The sequence below is a fragment of the Providencia zhijiangensis genome (assembly GCF_030315915.2).
Lineage (GTDB): Bacteria > Pseudomonadota > Gammaproteobacteria > Enterobacterales > Enterobacteriaceae > Providencia > Providencia zhijiangensis.
In genome coordinates, this window is record NZ_CP135990.1 from 923600 (window position 1) to 937962 (window position 14363).

Annotated in this window: 12 protein-coding genes and 4 tRNA genes; 14 read left to right on the forward strand and 2 right to left on the reverse strand. The window is 42.5% G+C overall.

Annotated features, from left to right (window positions below):
• Window positions 1-307 precede the first annotated feature (307 nt).
• From alaS to luxS, 8 genes are all read left to right on the forward strand, one after another.
• A complete protein-coding gene (alaS, locus tag QS795_RS04120) occupies window positions 308-2935 on the forward strand; it encodes an alanine--tRNA ligase (protein WP_286270871.1) in 2628 nt (875 codons plus the stop codon).
• 225 nt (window positions 2936-3160) lie between these two features.
• Window positions 3161-3346, forward strand: a complete 186-nt coding sequence (gene csrA, locus QS795_RS04125; RefSeq protein ID WP_004264815.1) for a carbon storage regulator CsrA — start codon at window positions 3161-3163, stop codon at window positions 3344-3346.
• A gap of 438 nt (window positions 3347-3784) precedes the next feature.
• Window positions 3785-3877: transfer RNA gene (locus tag QS795_RS04130), tRNA-Ser, on the forward strand.
• A gap of 11 nt (window positions 3878-3888) precedes the next feature.
• A tRNA-Arg gene (locus tag QS795_RS04135) sits at window positions 3889-3965 on the forward strand.
• Between the two features lie 172 nt (window positions 3966-4137).
• A tRNA-Arg gene (locus tag QS795_RS04140) sits at window positions 4138-4214 on the forward strand.
• A gap of 102 nt (window positions 4215-4316) precedes the next feature.
• Window positions 4317-4393 (forward strand) — tRNA-Arg (locus QS795_RS04145).
• A gap of 185 nt (window positions 4394-4578) precedes the next feature.
• Window positions 4579-6138 carry a glutamate--cysteine ligase gene (gshA, locus tag QS795_RS04150; RefSeq protein WP_286270869.1) on the forward strand — a complete coding sequence of 520 codons (1560 nt, stop codon included), beginning with the start codon at window positions 4579-4581 and terminating at the stop codon, window positions 6136-6138.
• A gap of 146 nt (window positions 6139-6284) precedes the next feature.
• Window positions 6285-6800, forward strand: coding sequence for an S-ribosylhomocysteine lyase (gene luxS / locus QS795_RS04155; protein ID WP_286270868.1), 516 nt, complete (start codon window positions 6285-6287; stop codon window positions 6798-6800).
• Between the two features lie 86 nt (window positions 6801-6886).
• On the opposite strand, the gene QS795_RS04160 is transcribed toward luxS, so the two are convergent.
• Together QS795_RS04160 and QS795_RS04165 are read right to left on the reverse strand one after the other, a co-directional pair.
• Window positions 6887-8173 (reverse strand): CNNM domain-containing protein, encoded by a 1287-nt coding sequence (locus tag QS795_RS04160; protein WP_286270867.1) that lies wholly within the window; start codon window positions 8171-8173, stop codon window positions 6887-6889.
• A gap of 45 nt (window positions 8174-8218) precedes the next feature.
• Window positions 8219-9010 (reverse strand): cytochrome C assembly family protein, encoded by a 792-nt coding sequence (locus QS795_RS04165; protein WP_154639451.1) that lies wholly within the window; start codon window positions 9008-9010, stop codon window positions 8219-8221.
• Window positions 9011-9306: 296 nt separating this feature from the next.
• Between QS795_RS04165 and ffh the strand changes: the two genes are divergently transcribed.
• The 6 genes from ffh (at window position 9307) to QS795_RS04195 (ending at window position 14360) form a co-directional block, all read left to right on the forward strand.
• A complete protein-coding gene (gene ffh, locus QS795_RS04170) occupies window positions 9307-10668 on the forward strand; it encodes a signal recognition particle protein (RefSeq protein ID WP_286270863.1) in 1362 nt (453 codons plus the stop codon).
• A 137-nt stretch (window positions 10669-10805) separates the two neighbouring features.
• Window positions 10806-11054: a 30S ribosomal protein S16 gene (gene rpsP / locus QS795_RS04175; RefSeq protein ID WP_036949828.1), complete on the forward strand. Its 249-nt coding sequence runs from the start codon at window positions 10806-10808 to the stop codon at window positions 11052-11054.
• A gap of 18 nt (window positions 11055-11072) precedes the next feature.
• Window positions 11073-11621 carry a ribosome maturation factor RimM gene (gene rimM / locus QS795_RS04180; protein WP_154604583.1) on the forward strand — a complete coding sequence of 183 codons (549 nt, stop codon included), beginning with the start codon at window positions 11073-11075 and terminating at the stop codon, window positions 11619-11621.
• Window positions 11622-11658: 37 nt separating this feature from the next.
• Window positions 11659-12423 (forward strand): tRNA (guanosine(37)-N1)-methyltransferase TrmD, encoded by a 765-nt coding sequence (trmD, locus tag QS795_RS04185; protein ID WP_154604584.1) that lies wholly within the window; start codon window positions 11659-11661, stop codon window positions 12421-12423.
• Window positions 12424-12464: 41 nt separating this feature from the next.
• Window positions 12465-12818, forward strand: a complete 354-nt coding sequence (gene rplS, locus QS795_RS04190) for a 50S ribosomal protein L19 (protein ID WP_036949834.1) — start codon at window positions 12465-12467, stop codon at window positions 12816-12818.
• Window positions 12819-13265: 447 nt separating this feature from the next.
• Complete coding sequence (locus tag QS795_RS04195) at window positions 13266-14360, forward strand: 3-deoxy-7-phosphoheptulonate synthase (RefSeq protein ID WP_154639452.1); 1095 nt, start codon at window positions 13266-13268, stop codon at window positions 14358-14360.
• Window positions 14361-14363 lie beyond the last annotated feature (3 nt).

Sequence of the window (14363 nt, forward strand, 5' to 3'; positions counted from 1 at the left end):
AAATAAATTGATATCAAAAGCGCCATTCATAATTGACTGGCGCTTTTTTGTTTCTGCCTATCACAATAATAGTTTATTGCACAGTTTTTCTGTGGAAAAATACCCTAGCCAGAGGTATAAACATACTTTCAGAAAATATTCAGACGCTTTACAATGAAAGCCGCGAATGGATGTATCTATATTTTACTTCTATACAAAGAGACTTTATCTTATCAGTCACTTTTTAATCGGAGAGTTGATTAGAGGTGATGTTACATTCCATCTCAACAATTCGTAATTCTGTTTCCAGCTTGATATCGGGATAAATATGAGTAAAAGCACCGCTGAGATCCGTCAAGCGTTTCTCGACTTTTTCCATACGAAAGGTCATCAGGTGGTAGCCAGCAGTTCGCTAGTGCCAAATAATGACCCAACACTATTGTTCACTAACGCAGGGATGAACCAGTTCAAAGATGTATTTCTTGGTCTGGATAAACGAGCATATTCCCGAGCGACAACCGCACAACGTTGTGTACGTGCAGGTGGTAAACATAACGACTTAGAAAACGTGGGCTATACCGCTCGCCACCACACATTCTTTGAAATGTTAGGTAATTTTAGCTTCGGTGATTACTTTAAACACGATGCTATTCGCTTTGCATGGGAACTTTTAACCAGCGAACAGTGGTTTAACCTACCAAAAGAAAGACTGTGGGTTACTGTATACGCGACTGACGATGAAGCTTACGATATTTGGAACAAAGAAATTGGTGTTCCTGTCGAGCGTATTATTCGCATTGGCGATAACAAAGGCGCTCCTTACGCATCTGACAACTTCTGGCAGATGGGTGACACAGGGCCTTGCGGGCCTTGTACCGAAATTTTCTTTGACCATGGTGATCATATTTGGGGTGGTCCTCCAGGAAGCCCTGAAGAAGATGGCGACCGCTATATTGAAATCTGGAACCTCGTCTTTATGCAGTTCAACCGTCAATCTGACGGTACCATGGAGCCGCTACCAAAACCGTCTGTAGATACAGGCATGGGGCTGGAGCGTATTTCTGCGGTTCTGCAACACGTGAATTCTAACTATGAAATTGATATTTTCCGCGAGCTGATTGCAGCAGCAGCAGAAGCGACAGGTGCAACTGACCTGTCTAACAAATCTCTGCGTGTCATTGCTGATCATATTCGTTCATGTGCGTTCTTGGTGAGCGATGGCGTAATTCCATCCAACGAAGGTCGTGGTTACGTTTTACGTCGTATTATTCGCCGTGCGGTACGTCATGGTTATATGCTGGGTGCGAAAGAAACGTTCTTCTATAAATTAGTTTCTACCCTAATTAAAGTAATGGGACCTGCAGCGGAAGAGCTACAGCGTCAACAAGCTTTAGTTGAGAAAGTATTAAAAACTGAAGAAGAACAGTTTGCGCGTACTTTAGAGCGCGGTCTGCAATTATTAGATGAAGAGCTGGCATCACTGAAAGGCGATACGCTAGATGGTGAAACCGCATTCCGTCTCTATGATACTTATGGATTCCCGTTAGATTTAACGGCGGACGTATGTCGCGAACGCAACCTCAAAGTAGATGAAGAAGGCTTTGAGCGTGCAATGGAAGACCAGCGTCGTCGTGCGAGAGAATCAAGCGGCTTCGGTGCAGACTATAACGCTCTGATCAAAGTTGATAAACACAGTGAATTCTCTGGCTATCAGCATGATGAACAGCAAGCGACTATCACAGCATTATATAAAGATGGCCAGCCGGTTGATTCCCTGCAGGCGGGTGATGAAGGGTTAGTGATCCTTGATAAAACGGCATTCTACGCAGAATCTGGTGGTCAAGTTGGTGATACTGGTGTTCTCAAAAATGACAGCGCTAGCTTTACTGTGACTGATACCCAAAAATATGGTCAAGCAATTGGTCATGTGGGTAAGGTTGAATCAGGTTCATTAGTTGTTAACCATCGAATTGCGGCTATAGTCAATAGTGAAAGACGTAATGCGATTCGTCTAAACCACTCGGCGACTCACTTATTACATGCAGCATTACGCCAAGTCTTAGGCGAGCACGTTTCTCAAAAAGGCTCGTTGGTGAATGACAAGTATCTCCGTTTTGACTTCTCTCATTTTGAAGCGATGACACAACAGCAACTGCGTCAAGTGGAAGATATTGTGAACGCTCAGATCCGTCAAAACTCAGAAATTGAAACTGAGTTGATGGATTTAGAGGGGGCGAAAGCAAAAGGGGCTATGGCATTATTCGGTGAAAAATATGAAGAGCGCGTACGTGTTCTGAGTATGGGTGATTTCTCCATCGAATTATGTGGTGGTACACATGCTAGCCGCACAGGTGATATTGGCCTATTCAGTATCTTAAGTGAGTCTGGTACCGCTGCAGGGGTTCGTCGTATCGAAGCGACAACTGGTGCAGCTGCGATGGAGCACTTACATGCTCAGTCAGAACAACTTTCTGCGATTGCTCACCTGTTAAAAGGTGACGTAAATAGCTTAGTTGAGAAAGTTAAAGCTGCATTGGATAAATCACGAAATCTTGAAAAAGAGATTTTGCAATTAAAAGATCAGCAAGCCTCTCAAGAAAGTGCTTCACTAGGTAGTAAAGCGAAAGATGTTAAAGGTATCAAACTATTAGTTAGTCAATTAAGCGATACTGATCCTAAACTATTGAGAACAATGGTCGATGATCTAAAAAATCAGCTGAAATCGGCGATTATCGTGCTTTCAACCACAAGTGGTGATAAAGTCAGTATAATTGTTGGTGTGACTAATGATTTGACTGCTAAAATTAAAGCAGGTGATTTGGTATCCTACGTTGCTCAACAAGTAGGTGGTAAAGGTGGCGGTCGACCAGACATGGCGATGGCTGGAGGTACTGACGTAAGCGCATTACCAACAGCGATGGAAAGTGTCGAACAATGGGTTGATTCTAAACTGTAATTGCTGCGAAGTTACCCCATTTTAGTGGGGTAACTTTAATCTGTTGCAGCATTGTTAATATGTTGCCGGTAGTGTTATATTTTGCTTGTAAATAATTAGAATTATTGCCTTGACGGCATCAATGCTTTAGGTGAATGTCATTGCTTTACGTTTTCACGGTGTGTGATGGACAATAGCGGGGAATACCTAGAGACCCGACTCTTTTAATATTTCAAGGAGCAAAGAATGCTTATTCTGACTCGTCGAGTTGGTGAAACACTCATGATAGGCGATGAGGTAACAGTGACCGTATTGGGCGTAAAAGGCAACCAAGTACGTATTGGTGTTAATGCCCCAAAAGAAGTTTCTGTTCACCGTGAAGAAATTTATCAACGGATCCAGGCCGAAAAGACTCAACCAGACAATCAATAATAATGAATAAGCGTCCAGTGAGTTATCACACAGCAATAATGGGCGCTTGTCTTTCTCTTTTTTATCTTTAGTGATCCCCTAATTTTTCTATTCTTTAATTGGCTTAACACATTATGTTGGTGTTGAGCGCTATCTCTTTGAATGAATCCACCTTTCTTCCTGTACTATTTTCATACTGCTAAGCTACACGCTATCAACTTTCTCCATTTTTTCCTGAATTTTTTATAATAAGATTGAAGATAATAAAAGGGCAAAAAAGCACGGAAACATTGCTTTTTCGGTGTTAAACTAATCATCTTGCTTGTGAAATGTGCAAACGATCATTGGAATGCAAAAAGTTTGGAAAAATTGTTTGACTTCTAAGTCTAGGAAAGTAATATGTGCGCCACACAGAGACGAGATGTTTAAACAAAAACAAATCGCATGTGACTAAAATATGGTGAGGTGGCCGAGAGGCTGAAGGCGCTCCCCTGCTAAGGGAGTATGCGGTCAAAAGCTGCATCGAGGGTTCGAATCCCTCCCTCACCGCCATTTTAGGCTCTGCATCCGTAGCTCAGCTGGATAGAGTACTCGGCTACGAACCGAGCGGTCGGAGGTTCGAATCCTCCCGGATGCACCATTTTCTACCTTATGAGTAAAACTGATAGGGTAATGTTTTAGTTTTTAGCAAACTAAAGCAAAAGTAGTTTAGATTTAATATGGTCTTAAAGCTAACAAGATTTATAGCCATAAATATTGAAGTAGATTTTGATTAAGCAGTATTGAGAGAGAAGTACGTATTGCACTAAAATGCATCCGTAGCTCAGCTGGATAGAGTACTCGGCTACGAACCGAGCGGTCGGAGGTTCGAATCCTCCCGGATGCACCATCTCTTAAACATTTCTGTCAGCATCAATAATTCTGTCATCAATTTCATAAATCCAAATTACTGCTGTAGTTATACAGCATCGATTGATAATCGACAAATTCTGCATCCGTAGCTCAGCTGGATAGAGTACTCGGCTACGAACCGAGCGGTCGGAGGTTCGAATCCTCCCGGATGCACCATCATTAAGAAACTCCTCAATTTGAGGAGTTTTTTTTTGCCTAAAATCCTAATTTGCTATCTTCCTTCCTTTTCTTTCTGTTTTCTCATCGGGTAAACCACACATCTAGACAGCGACAATTTATGTGATTTAAGCTAAAGTAATCACCTTATTAAAATAAAACTAAATCACAGGCGGGAGGTCGATTTGATCCCGGACGTATCAAAAGCGCTCTCATGGTTAGAAGCGCACCCGGAAATTCTCAATGGCATTCAACGCGGTATTGAGCGTGAAACACTACGCGTGACACCTCAAGGTGCGTTAGCCGAGACATTACATCCAGATGAGCTGGGGAAAGCCCTTACCCATAAATGGATCACCACGGATTTTGCGGAATCCTTACTCGAATTTATTACTCCTGTAGATAAAAGCATTAGCCACAACTTGGCTTTTTTGCGGGATCTGCATCGCTATACGGCACGTCATTTACACGATGAAAGAATGTGGCCGTTAAGTATGCCTTGCTTTATTGCAAGTGAAGATAAGATCACACTAGCGCAATACGGTAGCTCCAATGTGGGGCAGTTTAAAACTCTGTATCGTGAAGGGTTAAAAAACCGCTATGGGGCATTAATGCAAACCATCGCGGGCGTTCACTATAATTTCTCATTTCCAATTGAGTTTTGGAAAGCGTGGGCGGGTGTTGAAGACGCAGAAAGCGGAAAGGAAAAAATTTCTGAAGGCTATTTACGTCTAATCAGAAACTACTATCGCTTTGGTTGGGTGATCCCATACTTATTTGGCGCATCTCCCGCTATTTGCGGTTCTTTCTTAAAGAACAGAGAAACCTCACTGAACTTTAGCAAGACCGAGTGCGGTACTTATTATCTGCCTTACGCAACTTCATTGAGAATGAGCGATTTAGGTTACACCAATAAATCTCAGAGTGATTTAAATATTACGTTTAACCACCTTGATGAATATGTGGAAAATCTGAAAAAAGCCATTCACAAGTCTTCCGCTGAATTTGAAAAGCTGGGCGTGAAAAAAGATGGCAAGTACGTTCAGTTGAACACTAATGTGCTACAGATCGAGAACGAGCTGTATGCACCAATTCGTCCGAAGCGTGTACCTCAAGGTAACGAATCGCCTTCTGATGCATTATTACGTGGTGGTATCGAATATATTGAAGTTCGCTCCCTCGACATCAATCCATTTAGCCCTATTGGGGTTAACGAAACTCAAGCCCGCTTTGTGGATTTATTCCTTATTTGGTGTGTGCTTGCAGATGCCCCGGAAATGAATGTTCAAGAGCTGGATTGCTGCCGAAAAAACTGGAACCGCGTGATCCTTGAAGGTCGTAAACCGGAGCAGGTGATCGGCTTTGGCTGTGGTAGCGAGCTCAAACCATTGGTTGAAGTGGGACAAACGCTGTTTAAAGATCTGATCCGTGTGGCTGAAGTTTTGGATACCTGCTGTGATGCAAAATACAAAGATGTGTGTCATCAGTTTGTCGCCATGTTTGAAGATCCAAACTTGACCTATTCAGCGCTGGTGATGGACGAAATGCTGGAAAAAGGTATCGGTGGCTATGGATTAGAATTAGCTGAAAAATACTATCAGCAGTTAATTAATGAACCTTATGAAGTGATCACTGAAGAACAGTTTGAACAAGCACGTTTGGCTTCAATTGAGAAGCAGAAGCGAATGGAGCAAGATCAGAGCGAAAGCTTTGAAGAGTATCTTAAAATCCACGCAGGACGCTAAAAGAAAATGGCCACAACGAGGTGGCCAAATAAAAAATCTTTTAAAGAATTAGGGATGATAACAATTTGCGCGTCTTTCACATATTAAGACTCTGCATTTTTGGATTAGTTTCATTTTTTTAAAATTATTTTTTTGGAGGTCATGAAATGCCGTTATTAGACAGTTTTACTGTGGATCATACGCGTATGGCTGCTCCTGCTGTTCGTGTAGCGAAAACGATGACAACGCCTCATGGAGACACTATCACAGTATTCGATTTACGCTTTACAGTTCCAAATAAAGAAGCAATGACAGAAAAAGGAACGCATACCCTAGAGCACCTTTTTGCTGGCTTCATGCGAGATCACCTTAATGGTAACGGTGTTGAAATCATCGATATTTCGCCAATGGGATGCCGTACAGGCTTCTATATGAGCTTGATTGGTCAACCGGATGAGCAACGTGTTGCAAAAGCCTGGAAGGCCGCTATGCAGGATGTGCTGCATGTGCAAGACCAAAATAAGATCCCAGAGCTTAATGTGTACCAATGTGGTACTTACATGATGCACTCGCTTGAAGAAGCTCAACAAATTGCTCGAAGTGTGCTTGCGAAGGATATTCTCGTTAATAAAAACGATGAACTTGCATTGCCAGAAGAAAAGCTTGCCCAGCTTCATGTTTAGTTGTTGAAAAAAAAACAGACTAAAAAGCCTTAAAATCACCGACCAATTGATCAGGTTTTTAAGGCTTTTTTCTTTGAAATGAATAATTAAAATTCAGGGACTTGTGAGTCAAAACCGAGTGGGGTGATTTTTACCTGCTTGATAATATTATCGTTGATTACTAAAACTTCGATAACATAGTGGCCAATAACAATTTGTTCTTCAGGCTGTGGAATATCACCTAATACCTCTAAAACCATCCCATTAACGGTTCTAGGGCCATCAATAGGGAGGTTCCAATCAAATGCTTTATTTAGGTCACGAATGTTTGCTGTTCCATCCACAAGGACGCTGCCGTCGCTCTGAGGCATGACTTCTTCAGCTAGAGAAGGCGACATTGATGTTGTGAAATCACCGACAATTTCTTCCAAAATATCTTCTACGGTGATCAAACCTTGGATCTCGCCATATTCATCAACGATAATGCCAAACTTCTCTTTTTTATGCTGGAAATTAACCAACTGAACGTTGAGAGGTGTGCTATTGGGAATGAAATAGATACTATCGGCGGCTTTGATCAAATTCTGCTTGTTGAATTCGCGCTTTTCTACCATCAATCGATAAGCTTCTCGCACTCGCAAAATACCAATCAAATCATCAAGAGAGTCACGATACAGAACAATGCGCCCATGAGGGGAGTGCGTGAGCTGCCTAACAATCGATTTCCAATCATCATTAATATCGATACCGACAATTTCATTACGTGGCAGCATAATATCGCCAACGGTCACTTTGTCTAAATCAAGAATTGAAATCAGCATGTCTTGATTGCGGCGGCTGAGCTTGTTTTTGGACTCATGAACAATAGTGCGTAACTCTTCTTTGTTGACCGCATCATTACGAGTGTTTGAGACTTTTATTCCACAGCAGCGCATAAAAAGGGCGGAAATAGTATTAAACGCCCACACGACAGGTAACATGATTTTTTGCAGTGGCGTAAGAATAAAGCTACTAGGGAAGGCAATACGCTCTGGATACAGTGCCGCGATGGTTTTTGGCATCACTTCTGCAAATAACAAAATAACAAATGTGAGCACACCAGTTGCAATGGCGACACCCATATTGCCATATAAGCGGATCCCGATAATGGTCGCGAGAGCAGAAGCAACAATGTTGATTAGATTGTTACCAATCAATACTAAGCCCAGTAAGCGGTCGGGGTGGCGTAGTAGTTTTTCAACGCGGATAGCGGAGCGATTACCTTGTTTCGCTAAATGTTTTAACCGATAACGGTTCAACGTCATCATACTGGTTTCTGACGCTGAAAAATAAGCGGATAAAAAAATTAAAACAATCAGTATGATGATTAGAGTACCAGTAGATACTTCATCCAAAACAAGGTTCCTTATTTATAACGGTCGTTTAAGACTAAAATGGCTCTACACCATGGTTAATTGCTGAATTAATCGATTACCAAAAAACGCTAAGGTAAGGATAAGTGAACCGCCCACATGGAAAAAGAGGACGCGTTTGCCTCGCCATCCACCATGAAAATGCCCCCACAGCAAAATAACGTAAACAAACCAAGCAATAACAGAGAGTACGGATTTGTGGATATTCTCTTTATCAAAGATGTTATCCATATAAATAAAGCCCGTGCATAGCGTTAAGGTTAAGAGAATGACGCCCACCTGAGTGACGTGAAACATTTTGCGTTCAATGACCATCATTGGCGGCATATCAGGGCTAAATTTCAGAATTTTGTTTTTAAGCTGGTAGTCAATAATGGCAACTTGAAACGCATATAACGCCGCGATAAGCAACGTAGCATAGCTTAATAAAGCTAAGCCAATATGGACAAATAATGGGGTGCTTGCCTCTAAATGAGTAATAAACTCACCAGGCATAATCGTAGATAAAATCAGGTTAATAATCGCGAAACTATACACAATAGGGGTTAAGTACCACGCACGCCCTAAATAGGAAACCACCGTCATAATCAAACACATTAAGAGACTGACAGAGGAACCTAAATTTAAGAGGGTGAGATTTTGCCCGCTGGCTTCACTAAAAATTTGTAATTTCAACGTGATTGCGTGAGTAACCATCGCCACGATAGCTAATAAAATAGCCAATCGACGATAAAGAGCTTGCTTGCGCACTTGTCCGGGAACGATCAGCAGCAGACTGACCATGTATGTACAAACTGCTATGACTGCAAATACGGGCATAGTATAGTGTCGTTATTCATTTTAAGTGGATAGTAATTAACTAGTATAACCCGTGCAAGTGTAGGCTCCAACTATTGGTATGACGTATCGCTGTATATTCTTTACTAATCGCTCATTTAGGCTGCTCACTTAGCTTAATGAAACGAAACAGCGAAACCCCATCAAGTATGATACAATCGGCGACCAACACAGCGTTGAATTGTGCCGTGGCTATCTTGAGTTTGCCCTTGAAATACAGCGCGCGAGTAACCAAATAAGGCTACATATAGGCCCATAACAGAATTGAGCTAAGACACATGTTTGATAATTTAACTGACAGACTATCGCGCACTTTGCGCAATATCAGTGGGCGTGGACGTCTGACTGATGACAATATTAAAGATACATTACGCGAAGTTCGCATGGCGTTACTGGAAGCCGACGTTGCTTTGCCAGTCGTCCGTGAATTTATTCAAAAAGTCAAAGAAAGTGCTGTTGGTCAAGACGTTAATAAAAGCCTAACACCGGGTCAAGAGTTCATTAAAATTGTTCAAAATGAACTGACCCGCGCAATGGGTGAAGAAAATCACCAACTGAATTTATCTGCTCAGCCTCCGGCTGTTGTGTTGATGGCAGGTTTGCAAGGTGCGGGTAAAACAACCAGCGTTGCAAAACTGGGTAAACTGTTAAAAGAAAAGCAAAAGAAAAAAGTTTTAGTAGTTTCTGCCGACGTTTATCGCCCTGCTGCGATCAAACAGTTAGAAACTTTAGCACAAGCGGTTGGCGTTGATTTCTTCCCATCTGAAGTCCAAGAAAAGCCAGCGGTAATTGTTCAAAAAGCCTTAAAACACGCACAATTACAATTCTACGATGTGCTGTTAGTGGATACCGCCGGTCGCTTACACGTTGATGAAGCGATGATGGAAGAGATCCAAGAAGTCCATCGTATAATCAATCCAGTTGAAACCTTGTTTGTGGTTGATGCCATGACAGGGCAAGATGCAGCTAACACAGCGAAAGCTTTTAACGAAGCATTGCCATTAACCGGGGTTGTTTTAACCAAAGTTGACGGTGACGCGCGTGGCGGTGCTGCATTATCTATCCGCTCCATTACTGGTAAGCCAATTAAATTCTTAGGGGTTGGTGAAAAAACTGATGCCCTTGAGCCTTTCCACCCTGAACGCGTGGCTTCACGTATTTTAGGCATGGGGGATGTGTTATCTCTGATTGAAGAGATTGAACACAAAGTTGACCGTGATGAAGCTGAAAAATTAGCGAAGAAGTTGAAAACTGGGGATACCTTTGATTTTAATGACTTCTTAAACCAGCTAAAACAGATGCGTAATATGGGCGGAATGACCAGCATGCTGAGTAAGATGCCGGGCATGTCCCAGTTACCAGACGCGGTTAAATCCCAAATGGATGACAAAATTACCATCCGTATGGAAGCGATGATCCAATCCATGACGCGTAAAGAACGCGAAAAACCAGAGATTATTAAAGGATCTCGCAAACGCCGTATTGCTGCGGGTTCTGGAACCACAGTACAAGAGGTTAATAAACTCTTAAAACAGTTTGATGATATGCAGCGCATGATGAAAAAGATGAAGAAAGGCGGCCTCGCCAAGATGATGCGCGGTATGAAGGGTATGATGCCTCCGGGTTTCCCGGGGCGTTAAGCAATAAAGCCTGAAACAAAAGTGTACTTTTGATTGATTTTTTCGTCAAAGTGAGTAAACTTTTCGGGCTTTTTATATAACAGCCGGACTCTATCCCTCGATGGAGTCTGGTTGTTTTGTTAACTAATGAGGATGTTATGGTAACAATTCGTTTATCTCGTGGCGGCGCTAAAAAACGTCCGTTCTACCAAATCGTTGTAACCGATAGCCGCAATGCGCGTGACGGTCGTTTCATTGAGCGTATCGGTTTCTTCAACCCGATCGCTGCAGGTCAAGCAGAAGAACTGCGTTTAGACCTGGACCGTATTGAGCATTGGGTTGGCTTAGGCGCAACTGTTTCTGACCGTGTTGCACAACTGGTCAAACAAGCTAAAAAAGTAGCTTAATCTGTCACGGTGGTAACAATGAGCAAGCAAACTAAACTACTGCCTCCTGCAAACCCAATTGTATTGGGCAAATTAGGCGCGGCATACGGTATTCGTGGTTGGCTCAAAGTTTTTTCCTCCACCGAACATGCTGAAAGTATTTTTGATTATCAACCTTGGTTTATCCAACGCTCTGGTCAATGGCAACATATTGAAATAGAAGATTGGAAACATCATAACAAAGATATCATCGTCAAGCTCAAAGGGGTCGAAGACCGCGATGCAGCTGCTCTATTGACCAATTTTGAAATTGCGGTTGATTCAACCCAACTTCCTGATTTGGACAACGATGAATACTACTGGAAAGACCTTATGGGCTGCCATGTAGTGACGTCTGAGGGTTACGACCTTGGTACTGTGATTGATATGATGGAAACGGGATCGAATGACGTTCTCGTGATCAAGGCAAATTTAAAAGATGCATTTGGCATCAAGGAGCGGTTGGTTCCGTTTCTTGATGGGCAGGTTATCAAGAAAGTCGATCTCTCCACCAAAATTATTGAAGTGGAGTGGGATCCTGGTTTTTAAATCTCCGGTTTACCGGTTTTTATGAGTGGGATAAATCATGTGGATTGGGGTAATTAGCCTGTTTCCCGAAATGTTCCGCGCAATAACCGAGTACGGGGTAACTGGTCGGGCAGTGAAAAATAGCCTGCTAACGGTTGAGTGTTGGAATCCGAGAGATTTTACTCACGATAGACACAAAACCGTTGATGATCGCCCCTATGGTGGTGGTCCAGGCATGCTGATGATGGTGCAACCGTTAAAAGATGCAATCCACGCAGCAAAAGCTGAGGCCGGTGATGGTGCAAAAGTGATTTATCTTTCACCTCAAGGTCGCAAACTCGGTCAAGACGGAGTTTGTGAACTGGCAACAAACGAGAAGATAATTCTTGTTTGTGGTCGTTATGAAGGTATTGATGAGCGGATCATTCAAACCGAAATTGATGAAGAATGGTCAATCGGTGATTACGTTCTCAGTGGTGGGGAGCTCCCTGCTATGGTGTTGATAGACTCAGTCTCTCGGTTTATTCCTGGAGTACTAGGTCATCAAGCTTCAGCTCAAGAAGATTCTTTTGCGGATGGCTTGTTAGATTGTCCTCACTATACTCGACCAGAGGTGTTAGACGGCATGCAAGTTCCTGACATACTACTTTCAGGAAACCATGCCAAGATCGATAGCTGGCGCATGAAGCAGTCACTCGGTCGTACCTGGCTTAGAAGACCTGAGCTTCTAGAAAGCCTAGCTCTGACTGACGAGCAGAGGATGTTGCTAGCTGAATTCCAACGGGAATATCAGGCTGAGCAACCAGTGAATCCAGACAATTAATTGTCTAAACATATCAGTTTACCTAGGGTAAGAGAGTTATTATGAGCAACATTATTAAACAACTTGAACAAGAGCAGATGAAGCAGGACGTACCTTCATTCCGTCCGGGTGACACCGTGGAAGTTAAGGTATGGGTCGTAGAAGGCTCTAAAAAACGTCTGCAGGCATTTGAGGGCGTGGTTATCGCTATCCGTAGCCGCGGTCTGCATTCTGCATTCACTGTTCGTAAAATTTCTAACGGCGAAGGTGTTGAGCGTGTATTCCAAACTCACTCTCCAGTCGTAGATAGCATTGCTGTTAAACGCCGTGGTGCTGTTCGCAGAGCTAAACTGTACTACCTGCGTGAGCGTTCTGGTAAGGCAGCTCGTATCAAAGAGCGTCTGAACGCCAAGTAATACGCTTTCGCTACATCCGAAAGTTAAAGGGCCCGCATTTGCGGGCCTTTTTTATATTCGTCATATTTCGCGCTGTGGCGGTGTTGGCTTCATTCAGCCACACAGGTCACATACTTATGTATGCTCCCCGCGCTGTCTTCATTTTGCCGCCTAGCCACAACTCGAACTATTTAGAATATACCGCTCAACAAACCCCATTTCGTAAACTTATCTTTACTATTTTTGTTTTTGCTTTGCTTTTTAATATGAACTTATTCTCTTTTTATTCTTAAATATCATTTAAATTCAATATTATAAATTTGTGTAATTTTTCATATACACTTAATTGAATTATTTTACGGTTTTGGATTGAAATCTTTACGATGCATGATATGTTATCTCTCACGCACCAAACACAAGATCGATAAATAACATCACTAATAAATAATAAGCTAAATAGGTAATCAAATGATCATGCAAAAAGATGTACTCAATAACGTAAATATTCAAGACGAGCAGGTTCTTATCACCCCTGAAAGTCTGAAACAAAAATACCCATTGAGTCACAGCAACCTGCATGCCATTGCGACATCGCGTAAAGTGATTGCTGATATTATTCATCAGCGTGATCCGCGCTTACTCGTGGTATGTGGTCCTTGTTCAATCCATGATGTAGATGCTGCCATCGAATACGGTGAGCGTTTACAGAAACTTGCCGCTGAGTTAAGTGATAGCTTATATATTGTGATGCGTGTGTACTTTGAAAAACCACGTACAACCGTGGGTTGGAAAGGCTTAATTAGCGATCCATTTATGGATGGCAGCTTTGAAATGGAAAAAGGGCTACACATTGCCCGCGATTTATTGACCAACTTAGTGAATATGGGATTACCACTGGCGACAGAAGCGTTAGATCCTAATAACCCACAATACTTAGGTGACTTATTCAGTTGGTCAGCCATCGGAGCGAGAACCACGGAATCCCAAACTCACCGTGAAATGGCATCCGGCTTATCAATGCCAGTCGGTTTTAAAAACGGCACAGATGGCAGTTTATCTACAGCCATCAATGCGTTAAAAGCTGCTGCAATGCCACATCGCTTTATGGGAATCAACCAATCCGGTCAGGTTTGCTTGCTGCACACCAGCGGCAATAAAAATGGTCATGTGATCTTACGTGGTGGCAAAACACCAAACTATGATGAGCAAAGCATTGCGGCTTGTGAAGCCGAAATGAAAAAAGCGGGGCTAGAACCATCATTAATGGTGGATTGCAGTCACGGTAACTCAAATAAAGATTTTCGTCGTCAGCCTCTGGTGGTTGATTCAATTATCGAGCAAATTGTTAATGGTAATGAATCAATTACAGGTATTATGCTTGAAAGCCATATTAATGAAGGCAACCAGTCATCAGAACAGCCACGTGAAAATATGAAATACGGGGTTTCGGTGACAGATGCATGCATTAACTGGGAAGAAACTGAGTCTGTGTTGCGTAAATTACACCAAGCATTATCACCAGTGCTTGAGCAGCGTGGGCAGAAATTAAGTAAAGTGAGCTGAGCA

Excerpts from the sequence above, each read along its gene's own strand:
- alaS (WP_286270871.1), top strand. The coding sequence starts at position 308 with ATGAGTAAAAGCACCGCTGAGATCCGTCAAGCGTTTCTCGACTTTTTC.
- csrA (WP_004264815.1), top strand. The coding sequence starts at position 3,161 with ATGCTTATTCTGACTCGTCGAGTTGGTGAAACACTCATGATAGGCGAT.
- luxS (WP_286270868.1), top strand. The coding sequence starts at position 6,285 with ATGCCGTTATTAGACAGTTTTACTGTGGATCATACGCGTATGGCTGCT.
- QS795_RS04165 (WP_154639451.1), bottom strand. The coding sequence starts at position 9,010 with ATGCCCGTATTTGCAGTCATAGCAGTTTGTACATACATGGTCAGTCTG.
- ffh (WP_286270863.1), top strand. The coding sequence starts at position 9,307 with ATGTTTGATAATTTAACTGACAGACTATCGCGCACTTTGCGCAATATC.
- rpsP (WP_036949828.1), top strand. The coding sequence starts at position 10,806 with ATGGTAACAATTCGTTTATCTCGTGGCGGCGCTAAAAAACGTCCGTTC.
- rimM (WP_154604583.1), top strand. The coding sequence starts at position 11,073 with ATGAGCAAGCAAACTAAACTACTGCCTCCTGCAAACCCAATTGTATTG.
- trmD (WP_154604584.1), top strand. The coding sequence starts at position 11,659 with ATGTGGATTGGGGTAATTAGCCTGTTTCCCGAAATGTTCCGCGCAATA.
- rplS (WP_036949834.1), top strand. The coding sequence starts at position 12,465 with ATGAGCAACATTATTAAACAACTTGAACAAGAGCAGATGAAGCAGGAC.
- QS795_RS04195 (WP_154639452.1), top strand. The coding sequence starts at position 13,266 with ATGATCATGCAAAAAGATGTACTCAATAACGTAAATATTCAAGACGAG.